Here is a 17859-nt window from a genome sequence, read left to right as displayed (position 1 = left end):
GTTGGGGCATCTGGTGCGCGCCGCACACGGAGCCCTACTCTCGCCGTCATGGAGCTGGAGGTGAGACACCTCAGGGCGCTCTGCGCCATCGCCGACGCGGGCAGCCTGCATCAGGCGGCACGCAGGCTCGGCGTCAGCCAGCCCTCCCTGACCACACAACTCCAGCGGATCGAAAGGACGATGGGCGCCGAGCTCTTCCGCCGCGAGCGGACGGGCTGCCGGCCGACCCTGCTGGGACGCGCCGTCCTCAGCCGGGCACGCCCGCTGGTCGACGGGATGTCGGACCTGGTGGGCGCGGCGATGGCGGAGGCGGCGGCCGCGCGGTCCGGCGGCCCCGCACTGCGCATCGGCTCCACCGCGAGCCGGGTCATCGGTGGCTGGCTGCGCGGGCTCAGGGGACGCCTGCCCGGGGCCGACATCTCCCTCCAGGTGGACGTCTCGGCCAGGTCGCTGATCGGTTCGGTGGCGGCGGGCCGGCTCGACGTCGCCTTCGTGCACGAGGTGGAGGGCTGCCCGCTGGGCATACCGGACGGCCTGACCCAGCGCGTACTGCTGGAGCGCGAACCGCAGTTCATCTCGCTGGCCCGGGACCACCCGGCGGCGGCACAGCCTGTGGTGGATCTCGACGACCTGGCGGGCGACCGGTGGATGGTCGACCCTTCCGTGGACGGTGAATGGGACGGCGTACGCCGGGTCCTCGGCGCCGCGGGCATCGATCCGCCCGTCCTGCAGGGGGACTACCTCACGGCGGCCTCGCTCGTCGTCCTCGGCGAGGCTGTCGCCCCGTGCCAGCCCACCTCCGGCCCCCGCGACGACATGGCCATCCGGCCCCTGCGCGGCGACCCGCTGGCGGTGCGGCTGCTGCTTGTCTCACGGTCCGGGGCGGACATGGACCCCGTCTACGAGGAGTTGGAGACCGCCTACCGTGACGCGGCGCGACGCGCGGAGCAGTACCACCGGTGGCTGCTGCGCCACCGCAGCCCGCTCGCGCACACGTCCTGAGCCGGAGGTTCCCCGTTCTGCCGACAGCGAGGTCCGTGGACCGGCCGGCCCCGGTTGGGCACCATCGCCCGTATGAGGCTCCTGATGATGGGCGGAACGGAATTCGTCGGACGAGCGGTCACCGACGCGGCACTCCGGCGCGGGTGGGAGGTCACGGTGTTCCACCGTGGCCGCCACCCGGCACCCGCCGGTGTCAGGACGCTGACCGGCGACCGGACGGCGGGGGCAGACGGCCTCGGTCAACTGGCCGACGGCACCTGGGACCTGGTGGTCGACACCTGGAGCGGCGCCCCCTCGGCCGTACGGGACGCCGCCCGGATGCTGTCGGGCAGGGCGGGGCACCTCAGTTACGTCTCCAGCCGGTCCGTGTACGCGTACCCCACCCCGGCGGGACTCGCGGAGGACGGACCGCTCGTCCCCGGCGCCTCTCCCGACGCGGGCCCCGACGTCTCATACGCCCTGGCCAAGCGGGGCGGCGAGCTCGCGGCGCAGGAGGCGTTCGGCGACCGCGCGCTGCTGGCCAGGCCCGGGCTGATCCTCGGCCCGGGCGAGAACATCGGCCGCCTGCCGTGGTGGCTGAGCCGGGCGGCCCGGGGCGGGGACATGATCGCACCGGGTCCCGCGGACGCCGCCCTCCAGTTCATCGACGCCCGTGACCTCGCCGAATGGCTGCTCGACGCCGCGACGGCCGGCCTGTCCGGGGCGTACAACACCGTGAGCCGGCCTGGCCACACCACCATGGGAGAGCTGCTGGACACCGTCGTCCGCGTCACCGGCTCCCATGCCCGGCTGCGCTGGACCGACCCGGGGACGCTCCTCGCGGCGGGTGTCGAGCCGTGGACGGACCTGCCCGTCTGGCTTCCGGCGGGAGAGCTCCACGACAGCCTGCACCAGGGCGATGTCACCCGGGCGCACGCCGCCGGCCTGCGGTGCCGACCCGTCGCCGAGACCGTCGCCGACACCTGGGCCTGGCTGCGCGACCTGGGCGGCACCGCCCCGCAGCGGGCCGACCGCCCGGCCCCGGGCCTCGACGCGCTGACCGAGGCGAAGCTCCTGGCAGCCCACCGGAGCATGTGAGGCTTACGGCGACCGCGCGGCGCCGATACGCCGGGCACCGCGGGTCAGCCCTTAGCGTGGCCCGATGACCGAAGAGCTTCTGCACCTCACCGAAGCGCCTCTCTGGGAGGCCGCCCGCGCAGCGGGGACGTACGAGATGTCGACCAGGGGACGGACCCTGAGGGAGGAGGGGTTCATCCACTGCTCGCTGCCCCATCAGCTTCCCTCCGTCGCACACGCGTTGTACGGAGCCGACGTCGGGGACCTGGTGGTGCTGGTCATCGACGAGGCCCGGCTACCGGCACCCGTCCGGTACGAGGCCTTCGAGCCCGGCGGTGAGCGCTTCCCGCACATCTACGGGCCGCTGCCGGTCGACGCGGTCGCCCAGGTGCGCACCTGGGCCGAGCACACCGGGAACTCCGTGCGCGAGGAGGGTGAGGCCAGGTGATCAGCCCTCTCGTCGCGGTCACCGGCGCGAGCGGCGAGGTCGGCGGCCGGGTGGCCCGCCGGCTGGCCCGCACCGGCGTCCCCGTACGCCTGCTCGGCCGGGACCCGTCCCGGCTGCCCCCGATCCCCGGCTCGTCGGCGGCGCCTCCCGCCGCCTACGGGGACGGCGAGGCGATGCGCCGCGCGCTCGACGGCGCGCACACCCTGTTCCTGGTGTCGGCCCACGAGAGCCCTGACCGGACCCAGGAGCACATCGTCGCCGTGGACGCGGCCCTCGCCGCCGGCGTCGAACGGATCGTCTACGTGTCCTTCCTCGGAGCGGCACCGGACGCCACCTTTACCTTCGCCCGGGACCACTGGCACACCGAGGCCCACATCCGTATGACGGGCGTACGCCACACCTTCCTGCGCGACAGCTGGTACCTGGCCGGGATTCCCGCGATGACCGGTGCCGACGGAGTCCTGCGGGGGCCCGGCGGGAACGGTCGGGTCTCGGCCGTCTCCCACGAGGACATCGCCGACTGCGCGTCAGCGGTCCTGCTGGACGAGGGAACCGGCCACGACGGCGTGGTCCACGACCTCACCGGCCCCGAGGCGTTCACCCTCGCGGAGGCGGCGGCCGAACTGAGCCGCCGCACCGGGCGCGAGATCCGCTACGTCCCGGAGACCAGGGAGGAGGCCTACGCCTCGCGCACCCACTACGGGGCCGAGGAGTGGGAGGTGGCCGGCTGGGTCACCTCGTACGAGGCGATCGCCGCCGGTGAACTGGCCACCGTCTCCGACGCCGTCCGCACGCTCACCGGCCGCCCGGCCCAGAACCTGGCCGGCTACCTCGAGGAGAACCCGGACAGCTACCGGCACCTGCTGCCGGAGGCGTGACGCGGCCGGGGCGCCTCCACGCGCGCCGAACCGCCTTGCGGTGGGCGTCCGTCCGCCGGATCCGGGCCGGCCCCTGCCCGCCCGCGCTGCGGCCCCGCACGCATCGGCGGCCGGGTGAAGCAGACCGCCCCCGGTCCGCGCGGACGCCGTTCTCGGCAGCCCTGCGGACCGGGGGCGGACAGTGGCCGTCCCGGCCCGTGTGACCCACGGGCCGGGCGGCTCGACCCGTGGGTCAGGCCTTCTTGGTCTCCCAGAAGATCTTGTCGATCTCGGAGATCAGGTCCAGGGCCTTCTGGCCCGTGGCCGGGTCGTTCGAGCCCTTGGCCGCGGAGAGCGCCTTCAGGGTGTCGTTGACCAGCTGGTGCAGCTGCGGGTACTTCTCGAAGTGCGGGGGCTTGAAGTAGTCGCTCCAGAGCACCGAGACGTGGTGCTTCGCGAGCTCCGCGCGCTGTTCCTTGATCAGAACGGCGCGGGTGCGGAAGTCCGCGTCCTCGTTGGCCTGGTACTTCTCCTGGACGGCCTTGACCGACTCCGCCTCGATGCGGGCCTGGGCCGGGTCGTACACACCGCAGGGCAGGTCGCAGTGGGCGCTGACCTTCACCTTGGGGGCAAACAGGCGGGAGAGCATGAGCTGTCCTTCCTCGTGATCGTCTTCTCAGGTGGGACATTACTCCGTAGGGACCCGCTTTTTGCGGCTGCCCCCTGGGGCTTAGGCCAAAAGTCCAGGGTGCGGATGGGACCGGCGGCGGAAAATACGGAGCGGTGTGCGTGGCCGCACGCCGGAGGACGGACCGGGAGGTGCCACAGATGGCTGAGCCGGCGCAGGGGCCGTGGAGCGGGCCGGCGGCGCGCAGGGCGTACCAGGTGGTGGAGGTGACGGGGCCTTCGATGGTGCCCACGCTGTATCACGGGGACTGGCTGCTCGTGCAGCGAGGCGCTCCGGTGCGCCCGGGGGACGTGGTGATCCTGCGTCACCCGTTCCAGCAGGACCTGCTGGTCGTCAAGCGGGCCGTCGAACGGCGCGGCAACGGCTGGTGGGTGCTGGGCGACAACGCGTACGCGGGCGGGGACAGCACGGACTACGGGACGGTGCCCGAGGAACTCGTGCTGGCCCGCGTACGGGCCCGCTACCGGCCGCTGGGGAAGGGTCGGCGCTCGCCGTTCGCGCTGCTGGCCTGGGCCGCGTCGGCGGTGCGCCGCGTCTCGGCGGAGCGCTCGGCGCCGAGGCGCTTGCGCGCCCGGTAGGCCGCGACGTTGGCGCGGGTCGCGCAGCGGTCCGAGCAGTACCGCCGCGAGCGGTTGGTGGAGGTGTCGAGGTAGGCGTTGCGGCAGGGCGCCGCCTCGCAGAGGCCGAGCCGGTCCGCTCCGTGCGTGGTGAGGTGGAAGGCGAGGCCCATCGCCGCGATCGCCGCGAACCCGGCCGTGGCGTTCGAGGGGTGGTCGGCGAGGTGCATGTGCCAGTCGGGCCTGCCGTCCTCGTCCCGGACGTCGTGGCCGGAGATCTGAGGGCTGACCGGGAACTCCAGCAGCAACGAGTTCAGCAGGTCCACCGTCAGTGTCTCGTCCCCGGCGTCCGCGGCTTCGAAGACCGCGCGCAGCCTGGCCCGCACGGAGCGGAAGCGCGTCACGTCGGCGTCCGTGGCCCGACGGGCCGCCTGGGCGCTGGCGCCGAACAGCTCACGGACGGACTCGACCGTCGTGAGCGAGTCCCGTCCACGTGCCGGTTCCTCCGTGTTGACCAGACGCACGGCGTAGTCCGAGTAAGAGGCCAATTCCACTTGTAGTCCTTACGGCGTCGGTCTATGGTCGGGGTGTCGACCAGTGTAATGGTTGGTTCGGCAAATCGAGTCTTACTTTGCGGATGCGTGGAGGTCCGAGTGACGACGACGGCGGGCACCGACTGGCAGGCCTGGCAGGAGAGCTGGGACCGGCAGCAGGAGTGGTACATGCCGGACCGCGAGGAGCGGTTCCGGGTGATGCTGGACATGGTCGAGGCCGTGGTGGGGCCCGAGCCGAAGGTGCTCGACCTGGCATGCGGTACAGGCAGTATCACGGATCGGCTGCTCCGGCGGTTCCCCGGCGCCACCAGCACCGGGGTCGACCTCGACCCCGCCCTCCTCACCATCGCGCGTGGCACCTTCGAGGGCGACGACCGGGTCACCTTCGTGACCGCCGACCTCAAGGACGCCACCTGGACCGGGAAGCTCCCGCACCGGTCCTACGACGCGGTGCTCACGGCGACCGCCCTGCACTGGCTGCACGACGAACCTCTCGCCGCCCTCTACGGACAGATCGGCACCGTGGTCAGGGACGGCGGTGTCTTCATGAACGCGGACCACATGATCGACACCGAGACCCCTCGCATCAACGCTGCCGAGCGCGCCCACCGACACGCCGCGATGGACCGGGCGAAGGCGGAGGGCGCTGTGGACTGGAAGGAGTGGTGGGAGCTGGCGGCGAAGGACCCGGCCCTCGCGGCGCCCACGGCCGAGCGCTTCGTGATCTACGGGGAGCACGCGGACGGAGACATGCCGTCCCCCGCCTGGCACGCCAGGACCCTGCGCGAGGCGGGCTTCGGGGAGGCGCGCACGGTCTGGGCCTCGCCGTCGGACACCCTGGTGCTGGCCGTGAAGTAGACGGCACCGCGGAACGTGGGAGGAGGGGCGGCAAGGGCCGCCCCTCCTCCCACGTTCGTCCGGACCGCAACCTGCCGGACGGGCCGGCGCACTGGAAGGGGTGAGACGGTCCGCGCCCGCGGACCTGGAGAGGGGGCGCCGATGACGCGGGGCGGGGACGACGACGCGCTGCACGCGTTCGTGGAAGGCAGACGGACGGCGCTGTTCCGCAGCGCCTACCTGTTGTGCGGCGACCGCCACGAGGCGGAGGACCTCGTCCAGACGACGCTGGTCAAGGTCGTACTGGGCGGCAGGAGACACGGGCGGCTCGACAACATCGAGGCGTACGCGCGCAAGACGCTGGTCAACACGTACATCGCCGCACGCCGCCGCTTCTGGCGGCGCGAGCGGCCCTACGGCGAATTGCCCGACACCGTCGGCGACCAGGCCGACTCGGACACCGGTCTGATGGTCCGGGCGGCGCTCGCCCGGCTCACGGCCAGACAGCGGGCGGTGCTGGTGCTGCGCTACTGGGAGGACCTGAGCGTCCAGGCCACGGCCGAACTGCTCGGGATGCGGGAGAGCACGGTGAAGAGCCACACGGCACGGGGACTGGCGGCGCTGCGCGCCGAGATGGCGGAGGAACTCGTATGAACGACGTACGTGAACTGCTGGGGCGGGCTGCCGACGGCGCGGGACACTCCGGGCTCACCACCGACGCGGTGTACGCCAGGGCGGGCCGGGTGCGCAGGCGCCGTCGCGCCGCCGTCTCGGGGGCGGCGCTGGCCGTCGTGGCGGCGGGAGCGGTCGCGCTTCCCGGCTTCGCCGCCGGGCCGGAACCGGAGCGGACCTCGGTGGCGGCACCCGCCGAGAAGAGCGGCAAGGAGGACAGGGCCGGGCGGCTGACCGCGCTGCTGCCCTCCGGCGTGGGCACCGTCGAGCAGGTGTCCCTCGCCGTCCTGATCAAGAACGCCACTCCCGAACAGGCCAAGGAGACGTACGCCGGCCCGCTGGACGGGCAGTACGCCGTCCGCGGGGACGGAGGCGTCGGCTTCCTCACCCTCTCCTACATGCCCCGGGCGCAGGTCGCCAAGAAGTACGCGACCGACCCCGCGTTCGACCTGTGCGCCGTCAACGGGAAGGAGCCGCCCCGCGCCGACTGCGTACGCGAGGAACTGCCGGACGGCCGGATCCTGACCATCTGGCACGACGCCATGGACCACGGCGACGGCGGCACCCCGCAGTGGGGTCCCGAACTCGACGCCCGCCTCGTCCTGGAGGACGGATCGGTGCTGGCCGCGCGTTCCAGCACGGGTTACGAGGGGGGCAGGTCGCAGGGGCCGCTGCTCGACGACCCGCCGCTGGACCGGGGACAGCTGCGTGACCTGATGCTCCGCCCGGAGCTGCTGCCGGCCGGGGGGACCGCGAAGTAGCGGGCGGAACGGGGAGGACGACGAGGAGGGCGGTACGGACCAGGTCCGTACCGCCCTCCTTTTGTCCCTCCGTCCGGGTGCTAGAGCACCTTGGACAGGAACGACTTCGTCCGGTCGTGCTGCGGGTTGCCCAGCACCTCGCGCGGGTGGCCCGACTCCACCACGACGCCGTCGTCCATGAAGACCAGCGCGTCGCCCACCTCACGGGCGAAGCCCATCTCATGGGTGACGACGATCATCGTCATGCCGTCCTCGGCCAGTCCGCGCATGACGTCCAGGACGTCGCCGACCAGCTCCGGGTCGAGCGCGGAGGTCGGCTCGTCGAAGAGCATCAGCTTCGGCTCCATGGCCAGAGCGCGGGCGATCGCCACGCGCTGCTGCTGTCCGCCGGAGAGCTGCGAGGGGTAGTTCTTCGCCTTGTCGGACAGGCCGACCCGGTCGAGCAGCCGCTCGGCACGGGCCCGTGCCACGGCCTTGGTCTCGCCCTTGACCTGGACGGGCGCCTCCATGACGTTCTCGATGGCCGTCATGTGCGGGAACAGGTTGAAGCGCTGGAAGACCATGCCGATGTCCCGGCGCTTCAGCGCGACCTCGCTGTCCTTGAGCTCGTAGAGCTTGTCGCCCTTCTGGCGGTAGCCCACCAGGTCGCCGTCGACGTACAGCCGGCCGGCGTTGACCTTCTCCAGGTGGTTGATGCACCGCAGGAACGTCGACTTGCCGGAACCGGACGGGCCGATCAGGCAGAACACCTCACGCGGGGCGACCTCCAGGTCGATGCCCTTGAGGATGTGCGCGGGGCCGAAGGACTTGTGTACGCCCTCGGCCTTCACCATGGCGGTCATGCGGCGCCTCCCTTCGGGCGGCCCAGCGACAGCATGGAGGCCCTGATCTTCTGGAACGGGGTGTCCGGCAGGCTGCGGCTCGAGCCGCGTGCGTAGTACCGCTCCAGGTAGTACTGGCCGACGCTGAGCACCGAGGTGAGCACCATGTACCAGGCCGCGGCCAGGAACAGCATCTCCACGGTGGCACCGGAGGTCTGCGACACGTTCTGGGTGGAACGCAGCAGTTCGGTGTACTGGACGGCGACCGCGAGCGAGGAGGTCTTCAGCATGTTGATGACCTCGTTGCCCGTCGGCGGCACGATCACGCGCATCGCCTGCGGTACGACGATCCGGCGCAGCGTCTTGCCGTGGCTCATGCCCAGGGCGTGCGCCGCCTCGGTCTGCCCCTCGTCGACGGACTGGAGGCCGGCCCGGCAGATCTCCGCCATGTAGGCGGCCTCGTTCAGTCCGAGCCCCAGCAGCGCGCAGAGGAACGGGGTCATGAAGGACGACCACTCGTCCTTGTAGATCGGCCCGAGGTTGATGTACTCGAAGACGATCCCGAGGTTGAACCAGACCAGCAGCTGTACGTAGACGGGGGTGCCGCGGAAGAACCAGATGTAGCCCCACGCGATCGACGTGGTCACCGGGTTCTTCGAGAGCCGCATGACGGCCAGAACGATGCCCAGCACCACACCGATGATCATCGAGAGGACCGTGATGATGACGGTGTTCTTGACGCCCTCGAGGATCTGGTCGTCGAAGAAGTAGTCCGGGATCGCGGCCCAGTTGATGTCGCCCTGCGAGAACGCGTAGACGAGCGTGGCCAGGAGGCCCAGCGCGACGATCGCCGAGACGTACCGCCCGTAGTGGCGCACCGGTATGGCCTTGATCGCCTCCGGTCCCGCCGACGGGACGGGCGGGGTGTCCGCCGGGCCCGACTTCTTTATGTCAGTCACAGATGAAGCCTTTCAGCGCCGGTCCCCGGTCAGGACCCGCCGTTGATCTTGGCCTCGGTGACCGCACCGGCCTGGACGCCCCACTTGGCGATGACCTTGTCGTACTCGCCGTTCTTGATGATCGCGTCCAGGGCCGCCTGGATGGCCTTGGTGAGGTCGTCGTTGCCCTTGGCCACGGCGATGCCGTACGGGGCCGCCTCCACCTGGTCGCCGACGAGCTGGAAGTCCTTGCCGCCGCCCGAGGTCTTCACCGCGTATGCGGCGACCGGGAAGTCGGAGGAGCCGGCGTCGGCACCGCCGCCGCGCAGGCGGGTCTGGGCCTCGAGGTCGTTGTCGAACGGCTCGATGGTGATCTTGCCCTTGCTGCCGCACTTGGTGCTCTCGGCCTTGGCGAGGTCGTGCGAGACCGTGCCGCGCTGGACGACCAGCTTCTTTCCGCAGAGGTCCGACCAGGCGCTGATGCCCTTGTCGTCGCCCTTCTTGGTGTAGATGGAGACGCCCGCCGTGAAGTAGTCGATGAAGTCGACGCCCTCGCCGACCTTCTTCTTCGTCTCGGAGTCGACACCCTCCTGGCGGTCCTTGGTGTCGGTCATGGCCGACATCGCCAGGTCGTAGCGCTTCGAGCGCAGACCGGTGAGCAGGGTGTCGAACGTGCCGTTCTCGAAGGTGAACTTCACTCCGAGCTGCTTGCCGAGCGCGTCCGCGAGGTCGGGGTCGATGCCGACCGTCTTGCCGGACTTGTCCTTGAACTCGACCGGCGGGTAAGCGATGTCCGAGCCGACCTTGATCTCGCCCTTGTCCTTGATGGACTGGGGGAGGAGGTCCGCGAGGGGTGCCTTGTCGGCGGAGGCGGAGCCGGACTCCTTCTTGCTCGCGCTGTCGGTCTGGTCCCCACAGGCGGTCAGCAGCAGGGTGCCGGCGACCGCGACTGCGCAGACCGCGGCAATCCGGGACTTCGCGGTCGTGCGGCAGAGGGTGCTTGCGGTCATGGTCGGAATCCTCCGGCGGTGAGGGAGTGCAGGTCAGGCGGGGCGGGCACGCACCTTCGAGTGTCGCCACCGTGTGTGATTAGGGCATCTTGCCATTCGGACTCACCCATTCAGGGGACCGGTCATGTCAAAATCGGGTAACGGGTGACCCCCGAACCTCAACAGGCCGGTACCGCGGGGCCGGACCATCTGCTGGAAAGTTCGCACTCCTCCGGAGAATCTCCGGTGCGTCTCGACTGACGGACGAGCTTCATATCCCTTAGTGGACTTGTCCAGATATTCGGCTATGAGTCATCTCACCGAATCGATACCGACTCGTAAGAGGCCCGGTCCGTCCGGTAAGAAAGACCTTTACACCCCTCATCCGGGGCTCAGGGCGCGTGTGCGGCGCGCCCGCGCGTATGTGTCTCCCCTGCCCGAGCGGGCCAACCGCCCGGCGCCGGGAACGTACGCGGTGCCCGCCCACCCCTCCTCAACCAGGAGTGGCCACCCTCAACTGATGAAGACTTAAGGGGTCAACAGAAATGGCAGCGGAGATCGTCAATCCTCGCAGCGACAGCACGGCGCACGGTACGACCGGTCCCATCGGGGCGGACGAGCCCTTCGACCAGGCGTTCGCGCTCCACCGCGGCGGGAAGATGGCCGTGCAGGCCACCGTCCCGATCCGCGACAAGGACGACCTGTCCCTCGCGTACACGCCCGGCGTCGCCAAGGTGTGCAGCGCCATCGCGGACAATCCCGAACTCGTCCACGACTACACCTGGAAGTCCCAGGTCGTGGCCGTGGTGACGGACGGCACCGCCGTCCTCGGCCTGGGGGACATCGGCCCCGAGGCCTCCCTCCCGGTCATGGAGGGCAAGGCGATCCTCTTCAAGCAGTTCGGCGGGGTCGACGCGGTGCCGATCGCGCTGGCCACGACCGACACGGACGAGATCGTCGACACCGTCGTGCGGCTCGCGCCGTCCTTCGGCGGGGTCAACCTGGAGGACATCTCGGCACCCCGGTGCTTCGAGATCGAGCGCAAGCTCCAGGAGCGGCTCGACATCCCGGTCTTCCACGACGACCAGCACGGCACCGCGGTGGTGACCCTCGCCGCCCTGCGGAACGCGGCGAAGCTGTCGGGCCGGACCCTCGGCGACCTGCGCGCCGTGATCTCCGGCGCGGGCGCGGCCGGTGTGGCCATCGCCAAGTTCCTGCTGGAGGCGGGCATCGGTGACGTCGCCGTCGCCGACCGCAAGGGCATCGTCAGCCGCGACCGGGACGACCTCACCGACGTCAAGCGCGAGCTCGCCGAACTCACCAACCGGGCCGGCATCACCGGTTCCCTGGAGACGGCGCTGACCGGCGCCGACGTCTTCATCGGAGTCTCCGGCGGTACGGTCCCCGAGCCCGCGGTGGCCTCGATGGCGCCCGGCGCCTTCGTGTTCGCCATGGCCAACCCGAACCCCGAGGTCCACCCGGAGGTCGCGCACAAGTACGCGGCCGTGGTGGCCACCGGCCGGTCGGACTACCCGAACCAGATCAACAACGTGCTCGCGTTCCCCGGCATCTTCGCGGGCGCGCTGCAGGTGCGGGCCTCCCGGATCACCGAGGGCATGAAGATCGCCGCGGCGAACGCGCTGGCGGACGTGGTCGGGGACGAACTGGCCGCGGACTACGTCATCCCGTCGCCGTTCGACGAGCGGGTCGCCCCCGCCGTCACCGCCGCGGTGGCCGCCGCCGCCCGCGCGGAGGGTGTCGCGAGGCGCTGACCCCGCAAGGGGGCGGACGGGTGGCCCTCGGCCCCTCAGGGGGCCGGGAGCCCGCCGCCCGCCGCTTCCCGGCACATCGCGCCGCCCGGCCCGTCGGCCCCGGACCTGATCCGTGGCCGACGGGCCGGGCGCGTATCCGGGGCACCGCCCACCGCCCGCCCGGCTGGGGCGTGTGTCACACCCGCGAACGGTTACGTCACGGCACGTCACGGCCTAGGGTCGTGGCCATGTTCGCCGCCTACGCAGCACGCATCGACCGTGACCGCCCTCTGGACGGACTGGAACTGGGTGAACGCCCGGCGCCCGAGGCGCGGTCCGGCTGGACCACCGTCCGAGTGAAGGCCGCATCGCTCAACCACCACGACCTCTGGTCGCTGCGGGGTGTCGGCCTCGCCGAGGACAAGCTGCCCATGATCCTCGGCTGTGACGCCGCGGGCGTCGACCAGGACGGCAACGAAGTCGTCCTGCACTCCGTCATCGGTCAGTCGGGACACGGCGTCGGCCCCGAGGAGCCGCGCTCCATCCTCACCGAGCGCTACCAGGGCACCTTCGCCGAGCTGGTGACCGTACCCAGCTGGAACGTGCTGCCCAAGCCCAGGGAGCTGACCTTCGAGGAGGCGGCCTGCCTGCCGACCGCCTGGCTCACGGCCTATCGGATGCTGTTCACCAACGCCGGTGTCCGGCCCGGTGACTCCGTGCTCGTTCAGGGCGCGGGCGGCGGTGTGGCGACCGCGGCGATCGTGCTGGGCAAGGCGGCGGGGCTCCGGATGTTCGCCACCAGCCGGGACGAGGCCAAGCGCAAGCGCGCGGTCGAACTGGGGGCCGTCGAGGCGTTCGAGCCGGGCGCCCGGCTGCCCCAGCGGGTCGACGCGGTCATCGAGACCGTCGGCGCGGCGACCTGGTCCCACTCGGTCAAGTCGCTGCGTCCCGGCGGCACCCTGGTCATCTCCGGTGCCACCAGCGGGGACCGGCCCGCGCACGCCGAGCTGACCCGCATCTTCTTCCTGGAGCTCAAGGTCGTCGGCTCCACGATGGGTTCCAAGGACGAACTCGAGGATCTGCTGTCATTCTGCGCGGCGACCGGGGTCCGGCCCGTCATCGACGAAACCCTTCCGCTCGACCGTGCCCGCGAGGGCTTCGAGAAGCTCGCGGCAGGAGACCTGTTCGGAAAGATCGTCCTCACCACCGGGTGACTCCGGTGGAGCTGCTGACGCCTGAAGGGTTGCTGCTGCGGCCCTGGCGGCCGGACGACGCCCCTGCGGTGCTCGACGCCTTCGCGCCCGCCGAGATGGCGCGGCAGTCCGGCACACCCGTCACGACGCTCGACGAGGCGCTCGGCTGGATCGCGGAGCGGGAGCGTGAGCGGGTGGCCGGACGCGGGTACGCGTGGGCCGTCGTGCGTGACGGTGCGGCCCTGGGGTCGGTGGCGGTGACGGCGGTGAACCGTGTGCACGACACCGGCTGGGTCTCGTACTGGACGGCCGAATCGGCCCGGGGCACCGGCATCGCCGCCGCGGGCGTACGAGCGACGGCCCGCTGGGCTTTCGACGACCTGGGGCTCCACCGTCTCGAGCTCGGCCACAGGGTGAACAACCCCGCCTCGTGCGCCGTCGCCCTACGGGCCGGATTCGCCGCCGAGGGGATCGAGCGGGGGAAGCTTCGTTACGGGAATACCCGCTACGACGTGGAGCGGCACGCACGCCTCGCCACGGATCTTGTCAACGCGGGTTGACGCCGCCTCGCGTGTCAACGTAAGTTGACATCATGACCGAAGCAACGGATCTCGCCGCGCGCGCCGGTGACCGCGACCCGCGTGTGGGGCTCCGGGCGGTCGCCGCTCTGCGGCGGCTGCTCGAACAGCTCGAAGCCGTCCAGGTGAGAAGCGCCCGCGTCCAGGGGTGGTCGTGGCAGGAGATCGCCGCCGAGCTGGGCGTCAGCAGGCAGGCCGTCCACAAGAAGTACGGGAGGCATTGATGTTCGAGCGATTCACCAAGGGCGCCCGGGTGGTGGTGACCGGGGCTGTGTCCCATGCCGAGCGGGCCGGTGCGGACAAGGTCGCCGAGGAGCACCTGCTGCTGTCCCTGCTGGACCAGGAGGAGGGGCGTGGGTCGTTCGCCGTCACAGCGCTCGGCCTCGTGGACCGTCGGGCCTCCGTCGAGGCGTCACTCGAACGGGCTCGCCGCCGAGGAGGGCTCACCAGCGCCGACGAGGAGGCGCTCGCCGGCCTCGGTATCGACGTCTCCGAGATCGTGGCCCGGATGGAGGACGTGCACGGTGAAGGTGTTCTGGCTCCACCACGGGGGACTCGCCGATGGCGGAACGGGCACCGGCCGTTCGCGGACGGCGCCAAGGGCGTCCTGGCCAAGTCGCTCCGCATCGCACTCGGCAGGCGCGACCGCTTCATCGGTGAGGAGCACCTGCTGCTGGCGCTGACCGCCTGCCCGGGCGTGGTCGCCGACGTGCTCGCGGAGCACGGGGCGACGTACGTGAGTGTGGAGCGGGCGCTGTACGGGGATGGCGGCGAAGGCCAGGCCCGGGCGAGCTGACCTCGCCTTCCGAGCCACCGAGCCGAAAGTGTCCGTGTGCCGGCCGCCCTGTCGGGAGGGCGACCGGGGGACTGGGCCGTGCCCTGCCTGCCTGCCGGCCCGTGCTGAGAGCGGTACGGACCAGCGTTCCCTGCGCGGTCTTCATCGCGTGCCGGCCGCCGTATCGGCGGGGCGGAGGGCTGGACCGTGCCCGGCCCGCCGGCCCGCGCTGAACGGGGCACGGGCCGGAGCCCCTTGCGTGGTGTTCACCGCGTGCCGGACGGGCCGTTCTTACCGGCCGCGGTGCCGCGCAGCACCGAGCCGATCTGGGTCGCGGCCGACGCCAGGTGGCGGCGTGCCTCGGCGAGCTGAGTCTCACTCACCCCGTGGTCCCGGGCCGCGTCGCGGACGTCGTCGCGGAACCGGTCCAGCAGGCGGTCCAGGTCGCGGGAGGGATCACCCGTGCCGGTGGCGTCGGCGGCCCACTCGATGTCCGGCTCCCCGGGCGCGGGCCGGCTGTAGGAAGGCCAGGAGCCGGTCCTGGCGAAATTGCCCAGCTGTCCGGTGATCTCGGCCAGACCGTCCCGCACCCCCGCCGGCCAGTCACCCCGAGAGAAGTGCTCCTGGACCTGCCGCGCGGCGTTCTGCATCTGCTCCCGCGCCTTCTCCTGAGCTTCCTGGGCCTGGCGGCGGGCGCGGTCCGCGTCCTCGCGGGCCTTGCGGGACTCGTCCTTCGCCTTGCGGGCCTGTTCCTTCCACTCCTGCTTGGCCTTGCGCAGCTCCTCCTTCGCCGTGCGCCAGGCCTCGCTCTCTCCTGACCCCGGCTCCCATCCAGTCCGGTGGTCTCCGGCAGGGGTGTGCTTGGACTCGGAGGCGGCCGCACGCATCTCGCTGCGGAGCCGTCCCGCCGCGCCCCGCACGTCGTCGCGGATCTCCGCGGCGAGCTCGGAGACCGATTCGCGGATCTCCAGCTCCAGATCGGCCAGCTCCCCACCCCGGCCGGCGAGCTCGGCGCGCCCCGCCTCGGTGATGGAGTAGACCTTGCGGCCTCCCTCGGTCGCGTGGGTGACCAGCCCTTCGGTCTCCAGCTTGGCCAGGCGTGGATAGACCGTGCCGGCCGAGGGCGCGTAAAGGCCCTGGAAGCGCTCCTCCAGGAGCCGGATCACCTCGTACCCGTGCCGGGGTGCCTCGTCCAGCAGCTTGAGGAGATAGAGGCGGAGGCGGCCGTGGGCGAATACGGGGGCCATGTCAGAGCACCTTTCCGGTCTGCTCGGCGTCGTGCGCGCTGTCCTGGGCGGGAGGGCGTCGCAGCAGGGCGATCGATCCCGAGACGGTGGTCGCCTTCAGCTTCCCGGTACCTGCCCCCAGTGTGCCGGTGATCTTCTTCGCGCCCCACTGGCCGCCTACCCGCAGGTCCTCGAAGGCGTTGGAGACCGTGCCGCTCGCGGTGTTCGCCTCGACCCGTGCGTCCGCCGGGTGCGGCAGCCGGATGGAGATCTCACCCGAGACCGAGGTCAGCCGGATGTCCGTCGGTTTCGAGGAGGTGTCCAGGTCGAGCACCATGTGGCCGGTGACCGATTCCGCTCGCACCGAGGTGCCCGCACCCTCGACGACCGTCAGGTCCCCCGAGACGGACTGGAAGCGCAGGTCGCCCGTGACCGTCTGGGCCTCCAGGTGGCCCGACACGGTCTCGGCCCGGACCACGCCGGAGAGTCCCACCAGGGTGCTGTCGCCTGAGACGCCCCTCAGCTCGGTGCGCCCACGGATCCCCGAGACGACCGCCTCCGCTCCGACCGCTCCGACCTTGACCGTCGCGCCCGCAGGCACCGCCAGGGAGACCACGGCGGTGCGGCGCGGACGCCGGCGGTCGAGCCAGGTGAGGAATCCCTGCCAGGGAAGGTCCTCGTACGTGACGGTGAGGGATCCGCCCTCCTGGGTCACGATCAGCGGGGGGCCGTCGATCGCGGACACCTCCAGCCGTGCGGTCGGCTCGTCCGTGCCGACGACATTCACCGTGCCGTCGACGATGCGCACGTCGAGTGCTGTCACGGGCTCGTCGAAGGTGAGCTTTCGGGGCTCGGCGACGGTCCACGTCGGCTCAGGCATGGATATGACCTCCCGCTGGACGGTGTGACGCAATATATCGCGTCTCATGAGGAACACGATATATCGTGGATCGTGGAAGTCAAGGGCGGGATCCGAAGGGTGGCGGCGAGGGGACCAGGGTCGCCGCACAGGGGTGAAAAGGTTCAGACGGGGCGAAAGTGACCTAGCGTGTGAGGCATGACCGCGACATCCGTGGGTGCCCTGCTGCTCTGCCGGGCCGAACCCGAGACCGTACGGCCCGTGGCGCACCTGCTGCAGGAGCGCATGCTCCTCGTACCGGCGGGGGAGGGCTGGAGCGTGCTCGTGCCCGAGGGGAAACCCTGGCGGAGGGACGGACACGACGGCGGCGCGGCGGACAGGACCGCGTCCCCCGGCGGGTCCGCGGCCGACGGCGAAAGGCCCGAGCCGGTCGACCGGGTCGTCGGGGGATGGGCGACAGCCCTCGCGGTCGGCTCGACCTGGCCGGTGCTCGCCCTGTGGTGGGACGCCGATGGTTCCGGCTACACCCTGGCCTCGGGATTCCGCCGTCCGGTCGGCTACATCTGGCTGGCGGACGGCACGCCGGCCGCCGAGGAGGAGGCGATGCGCACTTCCGCCCTCCGGCTCGGCCTCGACCCCGTGCTCGACGTCCAGGCGCTGGAGGCGCTCACCAGGGAGGATCCGGCGGCCGACTCCGGCGCCCGGCTGCGCGACCTGCTCACCGTCCTCGCCCGTGCGGGGGTGGAACTGCCCGCCGGACTCACGCCCGGTGAGCCGGCCGACCGGCTGCGCTCGGTCGCCGCGATCCTGCCACGGGCGGAACTCATCGAATGGGCGGGCTGGCGTGATGCCGTACGCGTCGAGCTGGACGCCGTGGAGAGCGGCAGCCTCGGTCCCTGGGTGCTGGGCCCGAGGGCCCGGGCGGTGGCCGCCGCCCAGATCGCGGCGGGACTTCCGCTCACCCTCTGGGGAGCGCGGCGCCGCAGCGGCGGCTGGATCACGGCGGGTCTGGTCCTGCTCGCGCAGGGCGTGCTGGGGCTCACCTACAACCGGATCAGGGGCACCGAGGCGGGGAGCCCCGGGAGGTGACTACTCGTCCTCGTCGTCGTCGAGCCGGGCCAGCCAGGTCGCCAGACGCTCGACGGGAACCTCGAAGTCGGGGTTGAGGTCGACGAACGTGCGGAGCTGCTCGGCGAGCCACTCGAAGGTGACCTCCTCCTCGCCGCGCCGCTTCTCCAGTTCCTCGATGCCACGGTCCGTGAAGTACATGGGACCAGGATAACGAGGCCGGAAAGCC

At 71.4% G+C, this 17859-nt stretch carries 22 protein-coding genes; 14 read left to right on the top strand and 8 right to left on the bottom strand.

All coding sequences use genetic code 11. The annotated features are described in order from the left end of the window. Positions 1-48 precede the first annotated feature (48 nt). The 4 genes from ACGFNN_RS10900 to ACGFNN_RS10885 all read left to right on the top strand — a co-directional run bounded on the left by ACGFNN_RS10900 (position 49) and on the right by ACGFNN_RS10885 (position 3384). Positions 49-1002 carry a LysR family transcriptional regulator gene (locus ACGFNN_RS10900; protein WP_362554406.1) on the top strand — a complete coding sequence of 318 codons (954 nt, stop codon included), beginning with the start codon at positions 49-51 and terminating at the stop codon, positions 1000-1002. Positions 1003-1074: 72 nt separating this feature from the next. Then, a complete protein-coding gene (locus tag ACGFNN_RS10895) occupies positions 1075-2079 on the top strand; it encodes an NAD-dependent epimerase/dehydratase family protein (RefSeq protein WP_393554718.1) in 1005 nt (334 codons plus the stop codon). Between the two features lie 64 nt (positions 2080-2143). Further along, positions 2144-2506, top strand: coding sequence for a DUF952 domain-containing protein (locus ACGFNN_RS10890; RefSeq protein ID WP_393554716.1), 363 nt, complete (start codon positions 2144-2146; stop codon positions 2504-2506). Then, positions 2503-3384 (top strand): SDR family oxidoreductase, encoded by an 882-nt coding sequence (locus tag ACGFNN_RS10885; protein ID WP_393554714.1) that lies wholly within the window; start codon positions 2503-2505, stop codon positions 3382-3384. The genes ACGFNN_RS10890 and ACGFNN_RS10885 overlap by 4 nt, the downstream gene beginning before the upstream one ends. A gap of 232 nt (positions 3385-3616) precedes the next feature. On the opposite strand, the gene sodN is transcribed toward ACGFNN_RS10885, so the two are convergent. Further along, the gene (gene sodN / locus ACGFNN_RS10880) at positions 3617-4012 is read right to left on the bottom strand and encodes a superoxide dismutase, Ni (protein WP_073745117.1); all 396 of its coding nucleotides are present in this window, start codon (positions 4010-4012) and stop codon (positions 3617-3619) included. A 179-nt stretch (positions 4013-4191) separates the two neighbouring features. Here sodN and sodX point away from each other — a divergent pair, with 179 nt between their 5' ends. After that, positions 4192-4629, top strand: coding sequence for a nickel-type superoxide dismutase maturation protease (gene sodX / locus ACGFNN_RS10875; protein WP_393554712.1), 438 nt, complete (start codon positions 4192-4194; stop codon positions 4627-4629). Here the strand turns inward: sodX and ACGFNN_RS10870 are convergent. After that, positions 4512-5162 carry a CGNR zinc finger domain-containing protein gene (locus tag ACGFNN_RS10870; protein ID WP_393554710.1) on the bottom strand — a complete coding sequence of 217 codons (651 nt, stop codon included), beginning with the start codon at positions 5160-5162 and terminating at the stop codon, positions 4512-4514. The genes sodX and ACGFNN_RS10870 overlap by 118 nt on opposite strands. A gap of 48 nt (positions 5163-5210) precedes the next feature. On the opposite strand from ACGFNN_RS10870, the gene ACGFNN_RS10865 reads away from it, so the two are divergent. The 3 genes from ACGFNN_RS10865 (at position 5211) to ACGFNN_RS10855 (ending at position 7432) form a co-directional block, all read left to right on the top strand. Further along, on the top strand, positions 5211-6020 hold the full coding sequence (locus ACGFNN_RS10865) for a class I SAM-dependent methyltransferase (RefSeq protein WP_393555105.1): 810 nt from the start codon (positions 5211-5213) through the stop codon (positions 6018-6020). A gap of 141 nt (positions 6021-6161) precedes the next feature. Further along, positions 6162-6653, top strand: a complete 492-nt coding sequence (locus ACGFNN_RS10860; RefSeq protein ID WP_362554419.1) for a SigE family RNA polymerase sigma factor — start codon at positions 6162-6164, stop codon at positions 6651-6653. Next, the gene (locus ACGFNN_RS10855) at positions 6650-7432 is read left to right on the top strand and encodes a hypothetical protein (protein WP_393554708.1); all 783 of its coding nucleotides are present in this window, start codon (positions 6650-6652) and stop codon (positions 7430-7432) included. The genes ACGFNN_RS10860 and ACGFNN_RS10855 overlap by 4 nt, the downstream gene beginning before the upstream one ends. Before the next feature lie 80 nt (positions 7433-7512). Here the strand turns inward: ACGFNN_RS10855 and ACGFNN_RS10850 are convergent, their stop codons facing one another. Genes ACGFNN_RS10850 through ACGFNN_RS10840 form a run of 3 tightly spaced genes read right to left on the bottom strand, consistent with a single transcriptional unit; the run spans position 7513 to position 10201 of the window. Then, positions 7513-8274, bottom strand: a complete 762-nt coding sequence (locus ACGFNN_RS10850) for an amino acid ABC transporter ATP-binding protein (protein ID WP_362554423.1) — start codon at positions 8272-8274, stop codon at positions 7513-7515. After that, the gene (locus ACGFNN_RS10845; protein WP_362554425.1) at positions 8271-9212 is read right to left on the bottom strand and encodes an amino acid ABC transporter permease; all 942 of its coding nucleotides are present in this window, start codon (positions 9210-9212) and stop codon (positions 8271-8273) included. The genes ACGFNN_RS10850 and ACGFNN_RS10845 overlap by 4 nt, the downstream gene beginning before the upstream one ends. A gap of 29 nt (positions 9213-9241) precedes the next feature. After that, complete coding sequence (locus ACGFNN_RS10840) at positions 9242-10201, bottom strand: ABC transporter substrate-binding protein (protein ID WP_362554427.1); 960 nt, start codon at positions 10199-10201, stop codon at positions 9242-9244. Between the two features lie 524 nt (positions 10202-10725). On the opposite strand from ACGFNN_RS10840, the gene ACGFNN_RS10835 reads away from it, so the two are divergent. The 5 genes from ACGFNN_RS10835 to ACGFNN_RS10815 all read left to right on the top strand — a co-directional run bounded on the left by ACGFNN_RS10835 (position 10726) and on the right by ACGFNN_RS10815 (position 14498). Next, complete coding sequence (locus tag ACGFNN_RS10835; protein ID WP_393554705.1) at positions 10726-11952, top strand: NADP-dependent malic enzyme; 1227 nt, start codon at positions 10726-10728, stop codon at positions 11950-11952. Positions 11953-12179: 227 nt separating this feature from the next. Beyond that, positions 12180-13145, top strand: a complete 966-nt coding sequence (locus tag ACGFNN_RS10830) for a zinc-binding dehydrogenase (RefSeq protein ID WP_362554431.1) — start codon at positions 12180-12182, stop codon at positions 13143-13145. Positions 13146-13150: 5 nt separating this feature from the next. Beyond that, a complete protein-coding gene (locus ACGFNN_RS10825) occupies positions 13151-13684 on the top strand; it encodes a GNAT family N-acetyltransferase (RefSeq protein WP_393554702.1) in 534 nt (177 codons plus the stop codon). A 32-nt stretch (positions 13685-13716) separates the two neighbouring features. After that, entirely contained in the window at positions 13717-13926 is a 210-nt protein-coding gene (locus ACGFNN_RS10820) for a sigma factor-like helix-turn-helix DNA-binding protein (RefSeq protein ID WP_014154112.1), read from the top strand. Next, positions 13926-14498, top strand: coding sequence for a Clp protease N-terminal domain-containing protein (locus ACGFNN_RS10815; RefSeq protein WP_393554700.1), 573 nt, complete (start codon positions 13926-13928; stop codon positions 14496-14498). The genes ACGFNN_RS10820 and ACGFNN_RS10815 overlap by 1 nt, the downstream gene beginning before the upstream one ends. A 245-nt stretch (positions 14499-14743) precedes the next feature. Here ACGFNN_RS10815 and ACGFNN_RS10810 read toward each other — a convergent pair whose 3' ends face one another. Both ACGFNN_RS10810 and ACGFNN_RS10805 read right to left on the bottom strand, forming a co-directional pair. Continuing rightward, entirely contained in the window at positions 14744-15724 is a 981-nt protein-coding gene (locus tag ACGFNN_RS10810) for a helix-turn-helix transcriptional regulator (protein WP_393554698.1), read from the bottom strand. Between the two features lies 1 nt (position 15725). Next, positions 15726-16583, bottom strand: a complete 858-nt coding sequence (locus ACGFNN_RS10805; protein ID WP_362554439.1) for a DUF4097 family beta strand repeat-containing protein — start codon at positions 16581-16583, stop codon at positions 15726-15728. Between the two features lie 177 nt (positions 16584-16760). On the opposite strand from ACGFNN_RS10805, the gene ACGFNN_RS10800 reads away from it, so the two are divergent. Then, on the top strand, positions 16761-17651 hold the full coding sequence (locus ACGFNN_RS10800; protein WP_362672258.1) for a hypothetical protein: 891 nt from the start codon (positions 16761-16763) through the stop codon (positions 17649-17651). Here the strand turns inward: ACGFNN_RS10800 and ACGFNN_RS10795 are convergent, their stop codons facing one another. After that, positions 17652-17831: a DUF6104 family protein gene (locus tag ACGFNN_RS10795; protein ID WP_014048295.1), complete on the bottom strand. Its 180-nt coding sequence runs from the start codon at positions 17829-17831 to the stop codon at positions 17652-17654. Positions 17832-17859 lie beyond the last annotated feature (28 nt).

The organism is Streptomyces sp. NPDC048590 (genome assembly GCF_043199535.1).
Classification (GTDB): Bacteria; Actinomycetota; Actinomycetes; order Streptomycetales; family Streptomycetaceae; genus Streptomyces.
Note: the sequence above shows the minus strand (reverse complement) of the source record. Positions and strands in the feature narration are given on the sequence as shown.

Coding starts and splice junctions, on each gene's coding strand:
- ACGFNN_RS10900 (WP_362554406.1), top strand. CDS start 49: ATGGAGCTGGAGGTGAGACACCTCAGGGCGCTCTGCGCCATCGCCGAC.
- sodX (WP_393554712.1), top strand. CDS start 4,192: ATGGCTGAGCCGGCGCAGGGGCCGTGGAGCGGGCCGGCGGCGCGCAGG.
- sodN (WP_073745117.1), bottom strand. CDS start 4,012: ATGCTCTCCCGCCTGTTTGCCCCCAAGGTGAAGGTCAGCGCCCACTGC.
- ACGFNN_RS10855 (WP_393554708.1), top strand. CDS start 6,650: ATGAACGACGTACGTGAACTGCTGGGGCGGGCTGCCGACGGCGCGGGA.
- ACGFNN_RS10810 (WP_393554698.1), bottom strand. CDS start 15,724: ATGGCCCCCGTATTCGCCCACGGCCGCCTCCGCCTCTATCTCCTCAAG.
- ACGFNN_RS10860 (WP_362554419.1), top strand. CDS start 6,162: ATGACGCGGGGCGGGGACGACGACGCGCTGCACGCGTTCGTGGAAGGC.
- ACGFNN_RS10890 (WP_393554716.1), top strand. CDS start 2,144: ATGACCGAAGAGCTTCTGCACCTCACCGAAGCGCCTCTCTGGGAGGCC.
- ACGFNN_RS10840 (WP_362554427.1), bottom strand. CDS start 10,201: ATGACCGCAAGCACCCTCTGCCGCACGACCGCGAAGTCCCGGATTGCC.
- ACGFNN_RS10895 (WP_393554718.1), top strand. CDS start 1,075: ATGAGGCTCCTGATGATGGGCGGAACGGAATTCGTCGGACGAGCGGTC.
- ACGFNN_RS10800 (WP_362672258.1), top strand. CDS start 16,761: ATGACCGCGACATCCGTGGGTGCCCTGCTGCTCTGCCGGGCCGAACCC.
- ACGFNN_RS10805 (WP_362554439.1), bottom strand. CDS start 16,583: ATGCCTGAGCCGACGTGGACCGTCGCCGAGCCCCGAAAGCTCACCTTC.
- ACGFNN_RS10815 (WP_393554700.1), top strand. CDS start 13,926: ATGTTCGAGCGATTCACCAAGGGCGCCCGGGTGGTGGTGACCGGGGCT.
- ACGFNN_RS10835 (WP_393554705.1), top strand. CDS start 10,726: ATGGCAGCGGAGATCGTCAATCCTCGCAGCGACAGCACGGCGCACGGT.
- ACGFNN_RS10795 (WP_014048295.1), bottom strand. CDS start 17,831: ATGTACTTCACGGACCGTGGCATCGAGGAACTGGAGAAGCGGCGCGGC.
- ACGFNN_RS10850 (WP_362554423.1), bottom strand. CDS start 8,274: ATGACCGCCATGGTGAAGGCCGAGGGCGTACACAAGTCCTTCGGCCCC.
- ACGFNN_RS10865 (WP_393555105.1), top strand. CDS start 5,211: ATGGTTGGTTCGGCAAATCGAGTCTTACTTTGCGGATGCGTGGAGGTC.
- ACGFNN_RS10820 (WP_014154112.1), top strand. CDS start 13,717: ATGACCGAAGCAACGGATCTCGCCGCGCGCGCCGGTGACCGCGACCCG.
- ACGFNN_RS10830 (WP_362554431.1), top strand. CDS start 12,180: ATGTTCGCCGCCTACGCAGCACGCATCGACCGTGACCGCCCTCTGGAC.